Origin of the sequence: Nocardioides marinus (assembly GCF_013408145.1) — a bacterium.
Lineage (GTDB): Bacteria > Actinomycetota > Actinomycetes > Propionibacteriales > Nocardioidaceae > Nocardioides > Nocardioides marinus.
In genome coordinates this window covers 915460-934447 of sequence record NZ_JACBZI010000001.1, presented here as the reverse complement: position 1 = coordinate 934447, position 18988 = coordinate 915460, and the positions used below count along the sequence as shown (strand labels likewise).

Here is an 18988-nt window from a genome sequence, read left to right as displayed (position 1 = left end):
GAGATGGAAACCGTCAAGGAGACCCTCATTGTTGGCGGTCGCCGGATGCTCGCTGCTCAGAGCGAACGCATCCCCGATGATGTAGGCGCAGACCCCGACGAGCTACGCCTGGCAGAACGCGGCCGACCCGCCCTGACCCCTGCGACAATGAACATTGCCCAGGCGGCTGCCTACATCGGGATCGCTAAGTCGACGCTCTATACCTGGCGCACGCGACGCCCGGGATTCGGACCACGCGCGGTGAAGGCCGGCGGCGCATTGCGGTACCGCCGTTCCGATCTCGATGCGTGGATCGAGGCCCACGCCGAGACCCTGGACCTCCAGGCGGAAACGGACATCGACGATGAGGGTCGACGCTCGGGGAGCGACCAGCAACCAACATCCCGCACACTAGGTTCCATGTCACGACGCTCCCGTCCGCGGCATCGCTAGCGCTCAGAGGTCAAGAAGGAAGGCACATGGCTCGCCCCCCGCTCCCCATCGGGACATTCGGGAGCATCACAACGAACGAGGTACGCCCTGGCGTGTACCGCGCGAGAACCCGCTTCCGAGACTTCGACGGCGTCACGCGCGAGATCAAGGGGACCGGTCGAAGCGCCGCCGCCGCAGTACGAGAACTCAAGACCAAGATCGCCGACCGAAGCGCCCCGTCCGGCGACCTCATCGGCCCCGACATGCGAATCAGCCAGGTGGCCGACATCTGGCTCTCGCTGTATCGCGCCGAACAGCGCTCCGAAGCAACTACCGCAAACGAATACCAACGCGTCATCGAGAACGTCATCAATCCAGCCATCGGCAACATCCGCCTGCGGGAGGCAACAGCTGGACGCCTGGAACGGCTAATCAGGTCCCAGGACTCCCACAGCCGCCGCAAGAAGACCAAGACGGTCCTCAAGATGATGTTTGACGCCGCGGTCATCGACGACGCGCTCCCAGCCAACCCGGTCTCCTCCACATCACGGCTTCGAGGCCAGAAGAAGGACGTCCAAGCGCTCTCGGTGGAGGACCTCAACGCCGTCCGCTCTGCCGTGGACTCCTGGATGACCAAGAAGCGGCCCGGTCCAAAGCCGAACCAGGACATGCCCGACATCATTGACCTGCTACTCGCCACAGGCTGCCGGATCGGAGAAGTACTTGCCATCCGATGGACGGACATCGACTTGAGTGCGACGCCACCGACCGTGTCAATCAGCGGCACGATCAAGACGGAGACGGGAAAGGGCACCTACCGCAAGCCCAAGCCGAAGTCCGACTCTTCGAAGCGCACCATCGCCCTGCCGCCGTTCGCAGTCGATGTTCTGATGAGGCGACGTGTCGAGCAACGACCGAATCACTACAACGCCGTCTTCGCCACCCGCAACGGCACATGGCACCAAGTCGGCAACATCGAGCGGCGGTGGCGCACGATCCGAGCAGACACAGGCTTCGACTGGGTAACGCCACATACCTTCCGCAAGACCGTCGCGACCTTGATCGACCGCCTAGTCGACTCGGACACCGCGGCCCGCGTTCTCGGCCACTCCTCAGACGCGATCACCAAAGAGTTTTACATCCAGAAGGACAGGACGACACCCGACGTGACGCACATCCTTCAGTCCTTCGCCGGCAAAGCCACGACGACCAAATCGGACGTCTGACGTCCCCCAGGCGGCCGCCTCGAGCGCCGGCCTGGCCCCAACCCCGGGACAACAATGGGCCGCCAACGCGGAGGTTTCCGGGACATAAACGCGGCACAAGGCTATGTGGCTCAAGAAACCAAGTGGCCCCCGACCTGCGTTTCCGCAGGTCAGGGGCCACTTTCTGGTAGCGGGGGCAGGATTTGAACCTGCGACCTCTGGGTTATGAGCCCAGCGAGCTACCGAGCTGCTCCACCCCGCGTCGGTGAACCCAACGTTACACACCGGCTCCGGACGGGCCAAATCGGGGTCCGCCCGGAGCCGGTGTCACGTCAGCTACGCAGCTCCAGCGCCCGGCCGATGAGGTCCTGGGCCCGCTCGACCTGGGTCTGGTACTCCGCGAGGTCACCGTCGGCGAGCGCCTGGTCGGCGGCCTCGAAGGCGGCCTCGGCGCGCGTGAGCAGCTGGTCGATCTGCTCGGCGACCGACCCCTCCAGCGGCTCCTCCGGGTCCTCGGGCTCCTGCGGCTCCCCCGTGCCCGGGTCCGGGTCGGGGTCCGGCGTGGGGTCGATGCTGCCGCCGGACTTCTGGAGCAGGTCCTGCAGCGACTCGCGCAGCGTGGAGCCGATGCCGATGTCGTCGCCGTACTTGGTGAGCACGAAGCGCAGGATCGGGAACGCGGCGTCGGAGAGCTGGCGCGCGGCGTAGACCGGCTGGACGTACATCAGCCCGTCGTTGACCGGCAGCGTCAGCAGGTTGCCGTAGACCGGTCGGGCACCCGAGCGGTCGAACTGCGCGAGCTCGAAGGCCACCTCCTCGTCGGAGGCGAACTGGTTGGCCACCAGGTTCGGGCCGGGGGTCTGCTCGTTCGGCAGCTCCAGCACCCGCATCGTGCCGTAGGTCTCGGAGGTCGCGTCGGAGTCGACGGAGACGAACGAGGCCAGGTTGTTCTTCTGGTACGGCACGTAGACGCTGGTCAGCGAGAAGGTCTCGTTCTCACCCTCGACGGTCGGCTCGTCCACGAAGAGGCGGTACGGCGGCTGGAAGGTGCGCTGCGCGTACGGGTCCTCCGGGACCTCCCAGCGGTTGTTGGACTGGTACCAGTCGCTGGGGTCGGTCACGTGGTAGCGCGCCAGCTGGAAGCGCTGCACCTTGAACAGGTCCTCGGGGTAGCGCAGGTGGTCGGCCAGCTCGGCCGGGATGGCCTCCTTGTCCTGGACGGTCCCGGGGAAGGCCTTCTTCCACGCCTGCAGCAGCGGGTCCTCGGTGTCCCACTCGTAGAGCGTGACCGTCCCGTCGTAGGCGTCGACGGTCGCCTTCACCGCGTTGCGCATGTAGTTGATCTGGTCGGTCGGGATCGTCTGCAGACCGGTCGTGGTGTCGGCCAGCGCGTCGTCGATCATGTCGGAGTAGGAGTCCTTCTCCGCCCCCGGGAACCGGTCGGTGGTGGTGTAGCCGTCCAGCACCCACAGGATCCGTCCGTCCACGATCGCGGGGTACGGGTCGGAGTCGACGGTCAGCCACGGCGCGACCTTCTGCAGCCGCTCGGTGGGGTCGCGGTCGAAGAGCACCCTGGAGTTGTCGTTCACGCGGCCCGAGAGCAGGAAGTTCGGCTCGCCGAACTTGATCGCGAACATCAGCTTGTTGAACGTCGAGCCGACACCGGCGTCGCCGCGACCCTCGAAGGTCGTCGTCGAGCCGTTCTCCGAGCCCTGCAGCGGCAGGTTCAGCTCGTAGTCCTCGGCGCCCTCGCTGGGCTTGCCGACGATGGAGTAGTCGGGGCTCTGCTCGCCGTAGTAGACGCGGTCCTCGTAGCCGCCGGTGGCCTCCTGCAGGTCGTCCTCGGAGACCTGCGTGCCCTGCGCCCACTCCAGGCCGGCGTTCTCGTCGCCGACGGACTCGGTGTCCAGCTGGCTGCGGTCGTCACGGCCGCGCTGGTTGGCGTACGCCGCGATGATGCCGTTGCCGTGGGTGTAGACGGTCGCGGTGTTGGTCCAGTTCTGGTCCGGGATGCCGTCGACGTTCAGCTCCCGCACGCCGAGCACCAGCGCACGGTCGGTGCCGTCGATGGCGTAGCGGTCGACGTCGAGCACCGGCGCGACGGAGTAGTAGGCGCGCACCTGCTGGGTCTGCTCGAAGGCGGCCCGCACGACCTGCGGGTCCACCAGCGGGATCGACTTGGTCTGACCGTCCAGCGAGGCCAGCGTCGCCCCGATCGAGGCGTCGGGGGTGTAGGGCTCGATCTCCACGTCGGTCAGGTCGTACGCCGCCCGCGTGGCCTCGATGTTGCGCCCGATGTACTCGCGCTCCTTGTCCAGCTCCGAGGGCCGGACCTGGAACTGCTGGACCAGGCCGGGCCAGATCATGCCCAGCAGCACCGCGGACAGCGCCAGCAGGGCGATCCCGACCGAGGGCAGCATCCAGGTGCGGCGCCACACGTTGAGGAAGAACAGGATCGCGCAGATCACGGCGATGCCGATGAGGATGTTCTTGGCCGGCAGCACGGCGTTGTCGTCGGTGTAGGTGACACCGGTGATCAGGCTGCCGGTCTCGGTGGGCAGGTCGTAGCGGTCCAGCCAGTAGTCCACGCCCTTGGCCAGCACGAACAGGCCCACGAGCAGGGAGAGCTGGGCCTGCGCCGCGCCGCTCATCCGCTCCCCGGAGGAGGACTGCAGCTGGATGCCGCCGTAGAGGTAGTGGGTCAGCGCCGCGGCGATCACCGAGAGCACCAGCACCGCCATCGCCAGGTCGGTGACGAAGTGGTACCAGGGCAGGTCGAAGACGAAGAAGCCGATGTCACGGCCGAAGTAGACGTCCTCGCTCCCGAAGTCGCCGCCGTTGCGCCACATCAGGTAGGTGCGCCACTGGCCGGCGCCCGAGGTGCCGGTGAAGACCAGCAGCACCAGGCCGATGCCCAGCACCACCAGGCGGCGGATGGGGGTGACGGCCTCGCGGTAGCGCCCCATGCCGTTGGGGTCGCCCATCCCGACGAAGATCGGCCGCATCCGGTAGGCCAGCACCACGTTGAGGCACACGACCAGGGCCATCAGCAGCCCCGTGGCCACGAAGAGCCCGATGCGGGTCCAGATCAAGGTGGTGAACACCCCGCCGTACCCGCCGGAGACGTACCAGAGCCGGTCGGTGTAGAAGCCCGAGAACGTGGTCAGGCCCAGGAAGGCCGCCACCAGCACGACGGCGGTGATGACCAGCGCCCGGGAGCGCGGGTTGCGCGCCGCCGGCGGCGGCAGGTCGGGGGTCTCGGCGGTGTTGCTCACGTGCGGTCGCTCTCCTCGTGTCCGTCACCCTGCTCGTCGGTGAGCGTGGCGTTCAGCAGCTCCAGCAGCGCGGGCACCAGGTCGGAGCCCCCCACCACCTTCGTGTCGTCGTCGTGGCTGCGGAAGCGCATGGCGCAGTACGTCGCGCCCGCGCGCGTCACACCGGCCACCATCCGCAGCTCCTGGCGGGCCGGGTGCGCGGCGGCGTACGCCGCGGCCTCGGCCGGGTCCTCGGGGATCTCGGAGTCGGCCTCGGGCGGGAGCACGAAGCGCTCCACCACCGCGGCGCACCCGGTGACCTCGGCGGGCCAGCTGATCGTCTCCAGCGAGCGCTCCAGCGGCACCGACGGGTCCAGGCCGTCCTGCTCCACGGGGGTCAGCGACCCCTGGGCGGCGGCGTCGTCGAGCCCCATGGCGGCAGCCAGGGCCGGCTCGCGCTGCACCAGCGCGGCGGTCTCGACAAGGGCGAAGAGCCGCGCCGGGCGGTCCCACCCCTCACCGCTGACGTGCTGCTCGATCTCGAGCACGGCGGCGGCCAGGGCCGGGTCGACGTCCAGGTCGCCGACCCGCGGGGTCTCCGGCCCGTCCTCGGGCAGGTCCTGGGGTACGTCGTCGGGCTGGGTCACTGGTCCGGCGTCTCCTCACAGCTGGGCAGGTCCGCGTCGTGGTCCTCGCCCCAGGCCCGGACGGCCTCGAGCGCGTCGTCGAAGGTCGCGACCCGCACCAGGCGCGGGTCGCCGTCGTCGACACCGAGGGCGTCGACGCAGTTGGCGGCGGGCACGAGGAACAGCTCGGCACCGTCGCGCTCGGCCCCGGCGATCTTCTGCTGGATGCCGCCGATCGGCCCGACGTTGCCGTCGAGGTCGATGGTGCCGGTGCCGGCGACCGCTCCCCCGCCGGTCAGCGAGCCGCGGGTGAGGGTGTCGTAGATGGCGAGGGAGAAGATCATCCCCGCGGAGGGCCCGCCGATGTCGGGGTCGATGTTGACGGCCACGTCGAAGGGGAAGCGGAAGCCCTGGCCCGGGGTGAACCCCACCCGCTTGATGCCGTCGTCCTCCACCCGCGGCTCCAGGGTGACGATGCGCCGCTTGCGGTCGCGCTCGACGACCAGGGCCACGGACTCGCCGTCCGGCGTGCGGCGGATGCTGCGCACCAGCATCTCCGCGTCGGTGATCGGCTCGCCGTTGACGCGCAGCAGCACGTCACGGACCTGCAGCTCGCCGTCGGCCGGCGAGTCGGGCACCACGTAGGCGACCTGCAGCGTGGACTGGACGTCGTAGTCGAGGGCGCGCAGCGCGTTGGCGATCGCGACGTCCTGGCTGGTCACCATGGAGACCGCGCCCTCGCGCCGGTCCTCCTCGGCCGTGACGTCCTCGGGGTGGACGTAGTCGTAGGGGTAGACCGCCTCGTCGTCGGACCACCACGCCGCCAGCAGCTCGGGCAGCGACAGCTTGTCGTCGACGCGGCTCACGCTGACCGTCGTCAGCCGCAGCTGGCCGTCCTCGCGGTAGGTCTTCACCCCGCGCACCTGGATCGTCTCCGAGCCGCCCGGCTGGTCGAGCACGTCGACGGTCGGGCCGGGGGCGTAGGTCGCGTAGGGCAGCTCGGTGAACAGCGCCGCCACGAGCAGCGCCAGCACCAGCGGGACCGCCAGGAGCCCGGCGAGGGTGCGCTGCGACATGCGCTCAGCCTCTCATCCCGGGCAACCGGCCCGGGCCCAGGTCCGGGCCCAGGTCCGGGCTCAGGTCCGGCGGGAGCGGCGCACCGCGATGCCGGTGCTGCGGTCCCGCTCGGGTCGGGCGGCCGCGTAGCGCAGCGGGGTCTCCTTGGTCAGGCCCTTCTCCAGGCGCTGCAGCAGCACCTCGCGGTCGGGCTCGGGGCGCTCGCGCCCGGCCCAGCCGGCCCAGCACATCGCCAGCACCGTCACCACGGCCGCCGGCGCCAGCCACAGCAGGATCTCCACCTGCTCACGGTAACCCTCAGGGGGTCCCGACCCACTCCTCCACGCCGTCGGTGAAGCGCTGGTGCTTCCAGATCGGCACCTGCGCCTTCAACGTGTCGATGAGGTCGCGGGAGGCGTCGAAGGCCTGGCCGCGGTGGGCGGCGCTGGTCGCGACGACGACGGCGATGTCACCGATGGCCAGGGCGCCGGTGCGGTGCACGGCCGCCACCGCGCGTACGTCGTGACGTGCCGCGACCTCCTCGCACACCTCGCGCAGCCGGGTCAGCGCCGTCGGGTGGGCGGAGTAGTCCAGGGCGACGACGTCGCGTCCACCGTCGTGGTCGCGCACCCGACCGACGAAGAGCGTCTCCCCCCCGGCGGACTCGTCCCCGATGGCCTCCAGCACCTCGACGACGTCGAGCGGGGTGTCGCGGATGTCGACGAGACGAACCGTCGCAGCCGCCTCCGGGCTCGTCTCCGGGCTCGTCTCCGGGCTCGTCGGACCGGTCTCGTCTGGGGTCACCCGGGCAGCGTAGCCAGTTGCCCGGGCGGCGTACCGTGGTCCGCATGAGCACCGGCGACGACCGCCCCGACGACGAGCAGCCCAACCCGTTCAAGGGCACGCCCTTCGAGCAGCTCTTCGGCCAGCTGGGTGGGGCCGGCGGGGCCGGCATGGGTGACCTCGGCGAGCAGCTGAACCGGTTCAGCCAGCAGTTCGGGGGGCAGATGCCCGACCTCACCCAGCTCTTCGGCCAGATCCAGGCGATGATGGCGCCGCACGAGGGCCCGCTGAACTGGGAGCTCGCGCTCGACACCGCCCGCAGGACCGTGGCCCAGGACCCCGACCCGAGCCCGACGCAGAAGCAGAAGGACGCCGTCGCCGACGCGGTGCGGCTGGCAGACCACTGGCTCGACGACGCCACCGAGCTCCCCTCCGGCATCACCGGCACCGCGGCCTGGTCGCGCGCGGAGTGGGTCGTGGCGACCTCCGACACCTGGCGCCACCTCATGGAGCCGATCGCGCGACAGTCGGTCGAGGCGATCTCCTCGGCGCTGCCGGAGGAGGCCCGCGCGATGTCGGGTCCGCTGGTCGGCATGCTCGGCAAGGTCATCGGCGGCATGCTCGCCGGCCAGACCGGCTCCGGCATCGGCACCCTGGCCAAGGAGGTGCTCAGCGTCTCCGACGTCGGCGTGCCGCTCGCCCCCGCCGGGAGGGCGGCGCTGGTCCCGGCCAACGTCTCCGCCTTCGCCGAGGGCCTCGACGTCACCGAGGACGACGTGCTGCTCTACCTCGCCCTGCGCGAGGCCGCGCACCAGCGCCTCTTCGCCGGCGTCCCGTGGCTGCGCGAGCACGTCGTGGGCGCTGTCACCGACTACGCCCGCGGCATCCAGATCGACACCGACGCGATCCAGTCACGCATCGAGGAGCAGATGCGCGGCATCGACCCCACCGACCCCGCAGCCATGCAGGGGCTGCTGGAGGGCGGGATGTTCGAGCTGCCCAAGTCCCCGCTCCAGCAGGCCGCCCTGCAGCGCCTCGAGATCGTGCTCGCCCTCGTCGAGGGCTGGGTCGACGAGGTCGTCGGCCAGGCCACCGCCCCCCGGATGCCCGCCGCCACGAAGCTGCAGGAGGCCGTACGCCGCCGCCGCGCCGCGGGCGGACCGGCCGAGGACACCTTCGCCGCCCTCGTGGGCCTCGAGCTGCGCCCCCGTCGTCTGCGCGACGCCTCCACCCTGTGGGGATCGCTGCGCAGCCGTCAGGGCATCGAGGGTCGCGACGGCGTGTGGATGCACCCCGACCTGCTGCCCACCGCCGCCGACCTCGACGACCCGCTGGGGTTCCGGGCGGACGCCTCGGCGCCCGACGCGCTCTCGGAGGAGGACTTCGACGCCGAGCTGCGCAAGCTGCTCACCGGCGACCAGCCCCAGGACCAGCCCGAGGACGAGTCCGGCGACCAGCCCGGGGACCAGGACAGCGACGACGCGTGAGCCTGCACGCCGACGTCCTGGCGGTCCTCACCGCCTGGCGCTCACCCACCCCTGCGCAGGAGGCCCTGCGCACGAGGTACGTCGAGCACCTGCACGCCCAGCCCGAGGGCACCTGGCGCCACTGCGTCCCCGACCACCTCACCGCCGGGACCCTCGTGGTCGACGCGAGCGGTGAGCACGTCCTGCTCAACCTGCACCGCAAGGCGCGTCGGTGGTTCGCCTTCGGCGGTCACTGCGAGCCCGGCGACACCACCCTGGCCGGCGTCGCGCTGCGGGAGGCGCTGGAGGAGTCCGGTCTGCCCTCCCTGGACCTCGACCCGGTGCCGGCGCACCTCGACGAGCACACGGTCCCCTTCTGCCACCCGGGGGTCGAGGTGCACCACCTCGACGTCCGCTTCGTCGCCCGGGCCCCGCACGACGCCCCGCACGCCGTCAGCGCGGAGTCGCTGGACGTGCGCTGGTGGCCGGTCGACGCCCTGCCCGACGGGCTGGAGACCGAGATGCACGACCTGATCGCCATCGCCCGGGCCCGGGTCGCCGGGCGGCCGGAGGCTCAGTCGAGGCTCTCCCCCGGCGGGTCGTCGAGCTCGGCGGCCGCCGACCAGCCCAGCAGGTAGCCCTTGGCCTTCTCGGCCTGCGGGTAGCGGTCCACCCACGCCCAGAACCCGTCGTTGTGGTGCGGCTCGATCAGGTGCGCCAGCTCGTGCACGAGCACGTAGTCGATGACCCACGTCGGCATCCCCTGCAGCCGCGCCGAGAGCCGGATCGTCCGGTCGCCGGGGGTGCACGAGCCCCACCGGGCCGACTGGTTGTCCACCCACCGCACCGACTCCGGCAGCGCGATCCCGCCGAAGTAGCGGTCCGAGAGCGACACGGCCCGCTCCAGCAGCTCGTCGTCGCTGGGGTTGCGCCGTGCCTCCGCCCGCTCCACCCGGGCGACCATGGTCTCGACCCACTCGGCCTCCTCGGCCCGGGTCAACGTGGCCGGCACCAGCACGATGATGCGGTCGCCGTCGCGGTAGGCGGACACGGTGCGGCGGCGGCGCTTGGACCTGCGCACCTCGACCGCCGCCATGCTCGGACCCTAGCCTGCCTCGCCGGGGCGACCGGCCCATTCGAGCAGCCGGTCCTTCGGCCAGGTCGTGACGATCCGCTCGGGGTCGATGCCCGCGGCCTCCGCGCGCTCGGCGCCGTAGGCCAGGAAGTCCAGCTGCCCCGGGGCGTGCGCGTCGGTGTCGATCGCGAACAGGCACCCGATGTCCCGGGCGAGCTCCAGCAGCCGCGTCGGCGGGTCGCGGCGCTCGGGGCGGGAGTTGATCTCCACGGCCGTCCCGGTCTCCGCGCAGGCCTCGAAGACCGCGCGGGCGTCGAAGGTCGACTCCGGCCGGGTCCCCCGGCCGCCGGTGACCAGCCGGCCGGTGCAGTGCCCCAGCACGTCGACCAGCGGGTGGTGCACCGCCGCGACCATCCGCCGGGTCATCGCCGCGGCGTCCATCCGCAGCTTGGAGTGCACGCTCGCGACGCGCACGTCCAGCCGCTGCAGCATCTCCTCGCTCTGGTCCAGCGACCCGTCGTCGAGGATGTCGACCTCGATCCCCTTGAGCAGGGTGAAGCCCGAGCCGTCGAGCTGGCCGTTGACCGCGTCGACGACGTCGAGCTGGCGGGCCAGCCGCTCGGCCGACAGCCCCCGGGCGACCTTCAGGCGCGGCGAGTGGTCGGTCAGCACCTGGTACTCCCGCCCGAGCTCCAGCGCGGTGAAGGCCATCTCCTCGATCGGCGAGCCCCCGTCGGACCAGTCGGAGTGGGAGTGCAGGTCGCCGCGCAGCAGCCCCAGCAGCTCGTGCCCACCGGCGGCCAGGGCACCGCCGTGCTCGGCCTCGAGGCGGGCCAGCCGCTCGGGCACGACGCCGCGGACCGCGTCGGCCACCACGGCCGCGGAGCTGGCCCCCACCCCCGGGATCGAGGACAGCGTGCCCTGCTCGACGTGGGCGGCCACCTCGTCGGGGTCCAGCGGCAGCAGCGCGGCGGCGGCCCCGCGGAAGGCCTTGACCTTGTAGGTGTCCTCGCGCCCGCGCTCGAGCAGGAAGGCGATGCGGCGCAGCGCGGCGATCGGCCCGTCGTCGTACGCCGGCGCGCTCATCGGCGCTCCCCCTGTCCCTCGCCCGTGCGGGTCATCGGTCCTCCACAGCGTCGTCCCAGCCTGTCATGACGTTCTCCACTGGTTCCGACGACTCTCCACACCCTGTCCACAGCTGTGTCCACAGGGTGGGGACAGGTCCGGCGCGCGTCGACCGGGAGCGTCGGCGTCAGCGGCCCTCGAAGCGGGCCGGCCGCCGCTCCTGCGCCGCGCGGATGCCCTCCTGCAGGTCGGCGGTGGCCAGGGTCACCGGCTGGGCCAGCCCCTCCCACTGCAGGGCGGCCTCGAAGTCGGCGTGGCCGCCGTCCTGCAGGGCCAGCTTGGTCAGCCGGCTGGGGATGGGAGCGGTGCCCGCCACGCCCACAGCGGTCTCCAGCACGATGTCGGCGAAGGTGTCCAGGGGCAGCACCCGCGAGACCAGGCCCAGCTGCACCGCTTCGTCGTCCTGCACGACGCGCCCGGTCAGCAGCAGGTCGCGGGCCGCGGCCAGCCCCACCGCCTGCGGCAGCAGGTGGGTGCCGGCCATGCCGGGGTGCATCCCGAGCTTGACGAAGGGCACCCCCATCCGCGCCCCCTGCTGGGCGTAGCGGATGTCGCAGGCCAGGGCCAGGCACAGCCCCGCCCCGATCGCCGGCCCGTTGATGGCCGCGATGGTGGGCACCTCCAGCCGCCGGATCGAGAGCCAGGCGCGGTAGAAGGCCATCATCCGCGTCCGCAGGCGGTCGACGCTGGCGTCCGGCTCACCGGCGATCCAGGAGGTGTTGCCGCCGGAGCAGAAGGCCGTTCCCTCCCCGGTCACGACCACGACCCGCACGGACGGGTCGTCGGCCAGCGCGTCGATGGCCGAGACCCACGAGGCCGTCATCTCCTCCGACATCGCGTTGCGCGTGTCGGGGTTGTCCAGGACCAGCCGGACCACGCCCTCCGCGGGGCGCTCCAGCCGGAGGTGGGTGAGCTGCAGGGACTCGGGAGAAGTGCTCATGGGACCAGTCAACCAGCGCCGTCCCTGCCCACCGGAGCGACCTCGGACGGGACGCCGCGACCCGCGGGACGGGGTGCCTGTCACGCCTGACGCTGAGCGTGCCGTAGGGTCGAGTCGGCCCGTCGGAAGACGCCGGGCCACCGATGCGAAGACCTAGAGGCAAGGAGGCCGTCATGGCGGAGACCTGGAGCGGCGAGTTCTACTGCGTGAAGTGCAAGGAGAAGCGCGAGGCCGAGGGCGAGATCAAGGTCAACGACAAGGGCACCCGCATGGCCAAGGCCGTGTGCCCGGTCTGCTCGACCAACCTCAACCGGATTCTCGGCAAGGCCTGAGCGCCACACCGCAGAGTTTCCTCACCGGACCGGCACCTGCCCCTCGGGGCGGGTGCCGGTCCGGTGCTTTCCGGGGGTCCTCGGCCCCTGTGGAGAACCATCGGAGGGGCCCGGCCGGAACGGGTAGACCTGCCCCATGGCCGACCACCCCGTCCCCCTGCTCCCGGACCACCCCAGGCTGCTGCCCGGCCTGAGGGTGCTGCGCCGCGACGCCGCGCACCTGCAGGTCGGCGTGGGCGCACGCGCGGTCCTGGTCCCCGACCACCCCGACGTACGCCGCCTGCTCGGCCTGCTCACGTCCGGCGCTGCTCCCGCGGGTGAGCACCTGCCCCGACCCCACACGCCCACCGGGGAGGTGCTGGCGCGGCTGGCCGGCGCGGGCCTCGTCGTGGACGGCGCTGCCCTGCAGACCGCGCTCCACCGCAGCGACGCGGACCCGGCCGGCGACCCCGCCGCGGTGGCCGCTGCATGGTGCTCCGACCCCGGCACGGCCCCCCAGCGGTGGGCAACGCGTGGCCGGGCGCAGGTGCACCTCGACGTACCGACGCGCGACCGGCCGGGACTGGAGCGGCTGGTCGCCGCCTGCGGGCTCTCGGTGGCGCCCGGCCCTGGGGGCCGGGTGACGGCGACCGGGTCGACGGCGGGCGGTCCCCCGGTGCTCGTGGTGCGGGAGCAGGAGCCTGCGCGCGAGGAGCTCGACCCCCTGCAGCGCGACGACGTCCCCCACCTGCTGGTCCGCTCGGAGCTGGACCGGGTCGTGCTCGGGCCCTTCGTGGCGCCGGGCCGCACGGCCTGCGTGCGGTGCCTGGACGCGCACGCCGCAGACCTCGACCCGCGCTGGCCGCTGCTGGTCGAGCAGCTCAGCCGGGCCTCGACGGGTGCCGGCCCGTCCGACCCGGCCCCGCGCGACCCTGCCCTGTGGCAGGTCGCCCTGGGCTGGGCGGTGCACGACCTGGTGCGCTGGTCGGAGGGCCGGCAGCCGAGCACCTGGTCGACGACGATCACCCTGGGGGCCAGCGGCTCACCACAGGTGCAGGTGCACCGACGCCACCCGCGGTGCGGGTGCGGCTGGGCAGACCTGGGCGGAGCGGGCCGGCGTCACCAGAAGTCGGAGTCCAGCTTGCCCTCCATCGAGCGGAGGTTCTCCCGCGAGCAGGTGTCGCAGTAGGTCTGGCGACGACCTCGCTCGACCGACGTGCTCCAGGCCAGGGTCGCGGCGTCGTCCTCCTCGGTGCGGCCGCAGAAGTCGCAGGTGCGCATCCCCCGACCCTACGCGCGTGCCGGCCGCGCGAGACCCGGAAATGCCGAGGAGCCGGGGCCCGACGGACTCTCCGTCGTGACCCCGGCTCCCCGGGTGACGCCCGCGATCAGGCGTCGGGTGGTGTGGTGCCTGGCGCAGCGGGGCTCACAGAGCCCGGGCGAGGGCCAGCCTCGCCTGCTGCGCAGCCGCCTCGGCCTTGCGGCCGAAGCGCTTGGCACGGGCCAGCTGGTGGCCCCGTCGCAGCTCGTGCGCCTCTCCCAGGCGCGCGGACATTTGCGCGCGGGCCAGGTTCTCGTGCATGAGGTTCATGGTGGTGCTCCGGTTCGGGTCGTGGTTCATGGTGTGTGGATCCGTGCTTCTTCGTGTCGTGGCGCTCAGAGCGCGCGGGCGAGGGCGAGGCGGGCCTGCACGGCGGCGTGCTCGGCGCGACGGCTGAAGCGGTGGGCTCGGGCGAGCTCGTGGCCCTGGCGCCGACGCTGTGCCTCTCCCAGGCGGGCGCTGATCTGCGCGCGAGCCAGGGACTCGGTCTGGAGGGACATGGTGGTTCTTCTTCCGGTGGTGGGTGGAGGTGGTGCTCGGAGGTCGTGCGGGTGGTGCGGGGCTCAGGCGGCCACGGGGTTCTTCCGCGGACGGCCACGGGGGCGCTTGCGCGGGATGACGACGCCTTGGAGGAACAGCTCGCCGCCCCAGACACCCCAGGGCTCACGACGCTCCAGGGCACCCGAGAGGCACAGGCTGCGCACGGGGCAGTCCACGCACAGGGCCTTGGCCCTCTCGACGTCGGCGGGCGACTCGGCGAACCACAGCTCGGGGTTGTTGACCCGGCAGGGCATCGACTCGTCGTCGGTCTTGCTCAGCTCGTCGTGGAGCTCGAGGACGCTGACAGTCATCGGTCTCATTCACCTCCTCTCGGTGGATCGGTCACGGATGGCGGTCCGGGAAACACGAAGGCCGCGGATCCCGGTTCGGGTTCCGCGGCCTGGAGAGGTGCCGATGACTGTTGGTCTCAACAGATCGGCGGTCTCCAGGCGGAGGCACCCGGGGCGGCTGCAAAGGCCGCGTTGGCGGTCTTGACGCCGCGATCGCGCACGACGCCGGTGCCGACGACGGCAGCGGAGATCGAGCCCTGGACGGAGGTCCAGAGGTGGCCGTACGCGGGCATGGCGATGCACGACGGGTTCAGGACCGTCGTCTGGCGAGTGATGTTCTCCATGGGGGCCACCTCCTTCAGGTGTCTGGCGCCGGTCTTGTCAGGACCGTGGTGCGCGGGTCAACAGGGCGTGAGCAGGAAGTTACTGCGTGCCCCTTGTAAGGGGCAAACCATTTATTGACTATTTCTTGATTTTCTTCTGGCAGGCTCAGGACAGCGGCCAGATCGGGTCCGGCGCGCGGTCAGGCCGGCGGGTCAGGCCAGCAGGGCGAGGACGTCGTCGCCGTACTTGTCGAGCTTGGAGCGCCCGATGCCGCTGATGCGCAGCAGCTCGGTCTCGTTGCCGGGGCGCACCTCGGCGATCATCTGCAGCGTGGCGTCGCTGAAGACGACGAAGGCCGGCACCTTCTCCTCCTCCGCGCGGGTCTTGCGCCACTCCCGCAGCCGCTCGAAGAGCGCCTCGTCGTAGGAGGCCGGGCAGTCCTCGCACCGGGCCCGCTTCTTCTCCACCGGGGTGGTGAGCGGACGCCCGCACTCGCGGCAGGTCATCGCACCCCGGCGGCGCGTGGACGGCTCGGCCGGGCGCGCGGAGTCGGGCAGCACGGGGTCGAGGAAGCGCGAGGGCCTGCGGCTGCCCCGTCCGCCGGGGTTGCGGGCCGCCGACCAGCTCAGCCGCAGCTCGCGCCGGGCACGGGTGACACCGACGTAGAGCAGCCGGCGCTCCTCCTCGACCTGCGCCGGGGTCTCGGCGTAGGTGATGGGCAGGGTGCCGTCCTGCAGGCCCACGCAGAAGACGGCGTCCCACTCCAGGCCCTTGGCGGCGTGGAAGGTCGCGAGCGTGACGCCGTCGGCGACCGGGGCGTGCTGCTCCGCGGCGCGGCGGTCCAGGTCGTCGACGAAGGCGTTGAGCGGGTCCTCGTGCCGGGTGCCCTCGCCCGCGGAGAACTCCTCGGCCTGGTCGACCAGGGCCTGCCAGGACTCCCAGCGGTCGCGCGTCTGGCCCCGGGCGGTGGGCGGCACCGAGGTCCACCCCATCCCGGCCAGCGTGGAGCGGACCGTCTCCACGAGGTCCTCCCCCGGCGCGCTGCGGGCGGCTCCGCGGATGCGGGTGACCGCCTCGCGGACCTCCGGGCGCTCGAAGAAGCGCCCGGCTCCGCGGACGACGTAGGGGATCTTGCGCGCGGTCAGCGCCTCCTCGAAGGCCTCGGACTGGGCGTTGATGCGGAAGAGCACCGCGATCTCGCCCAGCGGGTGGCCGGTCTTCTTCAGCTCCAGGATGCGTGCGGCGGTGGCCTCGGCCTCGGCGACCTCGTCGGGCTGCGGGGAGAAGCCGACCGGGGAGCCCGCCGGCTGCTGGGAGCGCAGCGCCACGCCCTGGCTGGGGGTGCCGGCCAGCAGGGTCGAGGCGGTCTGCACGATCTCGGGCGTGGAGCGGTAGTTGCGCACCAGCTCCACCGAGGTGGTGCCGGGGAACTTGCGTGGGAAGTCGCGCAGGTAGTCGGCGTTGGCGCCGGCGAAGGAGTAGATCGTCTGGGCCGGGTCACCGACGACGCAGATCTCGTCGCGGCCGCCGAGCCAGAGGTCCAGCAGCGCGGACTGCAGAGGGGAGACGTCTTGGAACTCGTCGACGACGAACCACTTGTACTGACGGCGCACCTGCGCCGCGACCCGCTCGTCCTCGGCCAGCAGGCCGGCGGTCAGCAGCAGGACGTCCTCCATGTCCATCCGGCCCTCGGCACGCTTGACGTCCTCGTAGGCGCCGAAGACCCGGCCCACGGTCTCGGCGTCCAGCCCGGTCACCTCGCGGCGCCGGGCGGTGGCGATGCGGGCGTAGTCGTCGGGGCCGACGTTGGAGACCTTGGCCCACTCGACCTCGGAGGCCAGGTCGCGCAGCTGGGCCTGGTCGGTGCGCAGGCGCTGGCGGCGGCAGGCCCCCGCGATCATGCCGAGCTTGGACTCGGTCAGCGTGGGCAGGTCGCTGCCGTGCACGTGCGGCCAGAAGTAGCGCAGCTGGCGCAGGGCCGCGGCGTGGAACGTGCGCGCCTGCACGCCGCCGGCGCCCAGGGTGCGCAGCCGCTGACGCATCTCACCGGCCGCGCGGGTGGTGAAGGTGACCGCCAGCACCTCGGTGGGGGCGTAGACCCCGGTGGCCACCCCGTGGGCGATGCGGTGGGTGATCGCGCGGGTCTTGCCCGTCCCGGCACCCGCCAGCACGCGCACCGGGCCGCGCAGGGCCTCGGCCACTGCTCGTTGCTCGGGGTCGAGGGCATCGAGCAGGGAGGCGGCGGGGGCCGGCGGCGGGATCAACGCGGGAACATCTCCGAGGGGTCGGTGGTTGGCAGAGGGACCAGCCTAGGACCAGGAGGGGACAGTCCCTGATGAGTGCCACCGAGACCGTCGCGACCGTCACGATGTACAGCACCCCGTGGTGCGGCTACTGCCACCGGCTCAAGAGCCAGATGGACCGTGAGGGCATCCCGTACGCCGTCGTCGACATCGAGCAGGACCCCGACGCCGCGTTCATCGTCGAGCAGGTCAACGGCGGCAACCAGACCGTGCCCACGCTGGTCTACTCCGACGGCTCGGCCCAGACCAACCCGTCGCTGGCCCAGGTCAAGGACAAGCTCGCCTCCCTGGCCTGATCCCCCGCCGAACCGGCGTATCAATACGCCGGCTCGACCCACGCAGCACGCCGAACCGGCGTATCAATACGCCGACTCGACCCGTGGGGCCTGATCGGTCACCACTGGCCGGGGAGCGGGCCGCCGTACCAGTGCTCGATGAGCGACCGGCTGATCGAGACGCCACCGGGGAGCACGAGCGAGCCCGCCTCGGCCTGCTCGCGCATCTCGGCGCGGGTGAACCAGCGGGCGTCCTCGAGCTCCTCGCGGTCGACCTCGATCGCCGTGGTCTCGGCGCGGGCGACGAAGCCGACCATCAGGCTGGCCGGCAGCGGCCAGGGCTGGTTGCCGAAGTAGTCGACGCGACCGACGTGGACGCCGGTCTCCTCCAGCACCTCGCGGCGCACGGCGTCCTCGAGGGTCTCGCCGGGCTCGCAGAACCCCGCCAGCGTCGAGAACCGTCCCTCGGGCCAGATCGCCTGACGGCCCAGCAGGCAGCGCTCGTCGTCACTGCCGGGCTCGCCGGAGGTGACGACCATGATCACCGCCGGGTCGGTGCGCGGGAACTGCGGCTTGCCGCACTGCGAGCACACCAGCTCGTGGCCGGCGCGCCGCGGCTCCAGCGCCCCGGCGCACCGCGGGCAGAAGCGGGTGACGAAGAGCCACTCGGCCAGCCCGAGGGCGTGGAAGACCAGCGGGGCGTAGGCCAGCGCGTCGTCGGCCAGGGCGGGCAGCAGGCCCCGCAGCGGCAGCCAGCCCTCGCCGCCGCGCGAGAGGCCGGCGTCAGCGACCACCGCGAACCAGGCGCGGCCCTGCCACTCCCCCAGCAGCACCCGCAGCCCGTCGGGCGCCTCGGAGGGGCTGACCCACTCGACCTTCCCCTCGACCGGCCGGATGCGGGTGCCGGAGACGACCAGCACCCGGCTGTCGGGGTCGGCCCACCGCTCCTCGAGCCACGCGTCGTCGGTACGCCGCAGGGCGGCCCGGTCGTGCGGGTCGGCGGCCATCTGCTGGTGGGCGAAGCCCGGCACGTCGCTCACGGGTAGCTCACCTCCGCGCGCCACTCGTGCGGGTCCTGCCGGGTCGCGGCCAGGATCGCCTCCGCCACCTTGTCGGGGGTGAAGGTGCCCTCGGAGGAGAGCGACCCGCGCACGGTCACCGAGACCGCACGGATGCCGTCGGGCTCCAGGGTGCGGTCCAGCGAGATCACCAGGTTGCGCAGCCCGGCCTTCTGCACCCCCAGCGACGCGGCGCGGTGCCACGGCTCGTCCGCGGCCATCGACCCGGTGGCGCTCACGCGTGCGCCGGCGGACATCCACGGGTGGGCCGCCTGGACGGCGACCAGCAGGGCGCCCACACCGACCGCGACGTCGTCGAGGAGGTCCTCCAGGCGCAGCCGCAGCGGGTCGGCCTCACGGAAGACGCTGGGGTTGACGTGCAGGACGTCCACGCGGCCCAGCCGCTCGGCGAGGTCCTCCACGGCCTGGCCCCCGGTCACCGGGTCGGCCACGTCGGCCACCCGGCGCTCGACCCGCACGCCGTGCAGGGTCGCGGCGAGGTCGGCCAGGGCCGCCTCGTCGTTGCCCACCAGGCCCACCGACCAGCCCTGTGCTGCGTAGAGACGGGCGAGGGATCCGCTGACCCCCGGGCCCGCGCCGACGATGATGACCGCGCTCATGGACC

General features: G+C 72.1%; 23 protein-coding genes and 1 tRNA gene. 7 read left to right on the top strand and 17 right to left on the bottom strand.

Annotated features, from left to right (window positions below; all coding sequences use genetic code 11):
• Nucleotides 1-3: 3 nt before the first annotated feature.
• A complete protein-coding gene (locus BKA05_RS04490; RefSeq protein WP_218842278.1) occupies nt 4-432 on the top strand; it encodes a helix-turn-helix transcriptional regulator in 429 nt (142 codons plus the stop codon).
• Nucleotides 433-524: 92 nt separating this feature from the next.
• Complete coding sequence (locus BKA05_RS04485) at nt 525-1637, top strand: tyrosine-type recombinase/integrase (RefSeq protein WP_179530362.1); 1113 nt, start codon at nt 525-527, stop codon at nt 1635-1637.
• A 164-nt stretch (nt 1638-1801) separates the two neighbouring features.
• On the opposite strand, the gene BKA05_RS04480 is transcribed toward BKA05_RS04485, so the two are convergent.
• The 6 genes from BKA05_RS04480 to BKA05_RS04455 all read right to left on the bottom strand — a co-directional run bounded on the left by BKA05_RS04480 (nt 1802) and on the right by BKA05_RS04455 (nt 7356).
• Nucleotides 1802-1878, bottom strand: a tRNA-Met gene (locus BKA05_RS04480).
• Nucleotides 1879-1948: 70 nt separating this feature from the next.
• Nucleotides 1949-4891 carry a UPF0182 family protein gene (locus tag BKA05_RS04475; protein ID WP_179530361.1) on the bottom strand — a complete coding sequence of 981 codons (2943 nt, stop codon included), beginning with the start codon at nt 4889-4891 and terminating at the stop codon, nt 1949-1951.
• Nucleotides 4888-5517: a PPA1309 family protein gene (locus BKA05_RS04470; protein ID WP_343045520.1), complete on the bottom strand. Its 630-nt coding sequence runs from the start codon at nt 5515-5517 to the stop codon at nt 4888-4890. The genes BKA05_RS04475 and BKA05_RS04470 overlap by 4 nt, the downstream gene beginning before the upstream one ends.
• On the bottom strand, nt 5514-6572 hold the full coding sequence (locus BKA05_RS04465) for a YlbL family protein (RefSeq protein ID WP_179530360.1): 1059 nt from the start codon (nt 6570-6572) through the stop codon (nt 5514-5516). Before BKA05_RS04465 ends, BKA05_RS04470 begins: the two co-directional genes overlap by 4 nt.
• 60 nt (nt 6573-6632) lie before the next feature.
• A complete protein-coding gene (locus BKA05_RS04460; protein ID WP_179530359.1) occupies nt 6633-6854 on the bottom strand; it encodes a hypothetical protein in 222 nt (73 codons plus the stop codon).
• 16 nt (nt 6855-6870) lie between these two features.
• On the bottom strand, nt 6871-7356 hold the full coding sequence (locus BKA05_RS04455; protein ID WP_179530358.1) for a molybdenum cofactor biosynthesis protein MoaE: 486 nt from the start codon (nt 7354-7356) through the stop codon (nt 6871-6873).
• A 44-nt stretch (nt 7357-7400) separates the two neighbouring features.
• Between BKA05_RS04455 and BKA05_RS04450 the strand changes: the two genes are divergently transcribed.
• A complete protein-coding gene (locus BKA05_RS04450; RefSeq protein ID WP_179530357.1) occupies nt 7401-8822 on the top strand; it encodes a zinc-dependent metalloprotease in 1422 nt (473 codons plus the stop codon).
• Nucleotides 8819-9439, top strand: a complete 621-nt coding sequence (locus tag BKA05_RS04445; RefSeq protein ID WP_343045519.1) for an NUDIX hydrolase — start codon at nt 8819-8821, stop codon at nt 9437-9439. Before BKA05_RS04450 ends, BKA05_RS04445 begins: the two co-directional genes overlap by 4 nt.
• Here BKA05_RS04445 and BKA05_RS04440 read toward each other — a convergent pair.
• From BKA05_RS04440 to BKA05_RS04430, 3 genes are all read right to left on the bottom strand, one after another.
• The gene (locus BKA05_RS04440) at nt 9376-9897 is read right to left on the bottom strand and encodes a M48 metallopeptidase family protein (RefSeq protein WP_179530356.1); all 522 of its coding nucleotides are present in this window, start codon (nt 9895-9897) and stop codon (nt 9376-9378) included. The two genes, BKA05_RS04445 and BKA05_RS04440, sit on opposite strands and share 64 nt — an antisense overlap.
• Before the next feature lie 9 nt (nt 9898-9906).
• On the bottom strand, nt 9907-10962 hold the full coding sequence (locus BKA05_RS04435; RefSeq protein ID WP_179530355.1) for a PHP domain-containing protein: 1056 nt from the start codon (nt 10960-10962) through the stop codon (nt 9907-9909).
• 166 nt (nt 10963-11128) lie between these two features.
• Nucleotides 11129-11941, bottom strand: coding sequence for an enoyl-CoA hydratase/isomerase family protein (locus BKA05_RS04430; RefSeq protein ID WP_179530354.1), 813 nt, complete (start codon nt 11939-11941; stop codon nt 11129-11131).
• 173 nt (nt 11942-12114) lie between these two features.
• Between BKA05_RS04430 and BKA05_RS04425 the strand changes: the two genes are divergently transcribed.
• Together BKA05_RS04425 and BKA05_RS04420 are read left to right on the top strand one after the other, a co-directional pair.
• Nucleotides 12115-12273: a DUF5679 domain-containing protein gene (locus BKA05_RS04425; protein WP_179530353.1), complete on the top strand. Its 159-nt coding sequence runs from the start codon at nt 12115-12117 to the stop codon at nt 12271-12273.
• Nucleotides 12274-12409: 136 nt separating this feature from the next.
• On the top strand, nt 12410-13441 hold the full coding sequence (locus tag BKA05_RS04420) for a TOMM precursor leader peptide-binding protein (RefSeq protein WP_179530352.1): 1032 nt from the start codon (nt 12410-12412) through the stop codon (nt 13439-13441).
• Here BKA05_RS04420 and BKA05_RS04415 read toward each other — a convergent pair.
• From BKA05_RS04415 to BKA05_RS04390, 6 genes are all read right to left on the bottom strand, one after another.
• Complete coding sequence (locus BKA05_RS04415; RefSeq protein ID WP_179530351.1) at nt 13372-13533, bottom strand: hypothetical protein; 162 nt, start codon at nt 13531-13533, stop codon at nt 13372-13374. The genes BKA05_RS04420 and BKA05_RS04415 overlap by 70 nt on opposite strands.
• Nucleotides 13534-13678: 145 nt before the next feature.
• Nucleotides 13679-13873 carry a hypothetical protein gene (locus BKA05_RS04410; protein ID WP_179530350.1) on the bottom strand — a complete coding sequence of 65 codons (195 nt, stop codon included), beginning with the start codon at nt 13871-13873 and terminating at the stop codon, nt 13679-13681.
• A gap of 35 nt (nt 13874-13908) precedes the next feature.
• On the bottom strand, nt 13909-14073 hold the full coding sequence (locus BKA05_RS04405; protein WP_179530349.1) for a hypothetical protein: 165 nt from the start codon (nt 14071-14073) through the stop codon (nt 13909-13911).
• A gap of 63 nt (nt 14074-14136) precedes the next feature.
• Nucleotides 14137-14424 (bottom strand): WhiB family transcriptional regulator, encoded by a 288-nt coding sequence (locus tag BKA05_RS04400; protein ID WP_218842276.1) that lies wholly within the window; start codon nt 14422-14424, stop codon nt 14137-14139.
• Between the two features lie 116 nt (nt 14425-14540).
• Nucleotides 14541-14747 carry a hypothetical protein gene (locus BKA05_RS04395; RefSeq protein ID WP_179530347.1) on the bottom strand — a complete coding sequence of 69 codons (207 nt, stop codon included), beginning with the start codon at nt 14745-14747 and terminating at the stop codon, nt 14541-14543.
• 192 nt (nt 14748-14939) lie between these two features.
• Entirely contained in the window at nt 14940-16991 is a 2052-nt protein-coding gene (locus BKA05_RS04390) for an ATP-dependent DNA helicase UvrD2 (protein WP_218842274.1), read from the bottom strand.
• A 71-nt stretch (nt 16992-17062) separates the two neighbouring features.
• On the opposite strand from BKA05_RS04390, the gene BKA05_RS04385 reads away from it, so the two are divergent.
• A complete protein-coding gene (locus BKA05_RS04385; protein WP_179530346.1) occupies nt 17063-17326 on the top strand; it encodes a mycoredoxin in 264 nt (87 codons plus the stop codon).
• Nucleotides 17327-17424: 98 nt separating this feature from the next.
• On the opposite strand, the gene nudC is transcribed toward BKA05_RS04385, so the two are convergent.
• Nucleotides 17425-18345, bottom strand: coding sequence for an NAD(+) diphosphatase (nudC, locus tag BKA05_RS04380; protein ID WP_343045518.1), 921 nt, complete (start codon nt 18343-18345; stop codon nt 17425-17427).
• Nucleotides 18342-18983, bottom strand: coding sequence for an SDR family oxidoreductase (locus BKA05_RS04375; protein ID WP_179530345.1), 642 nt, complete (start codon nt 18981-18983; stop codon nt 18342-18344). Before BKA05_RS04375 ends, nudC begins: the two co-directional genes overlap by 4 nt.
• Between the last annotated feature and the right edge of the window lie 5 nt (nt 18984-18988).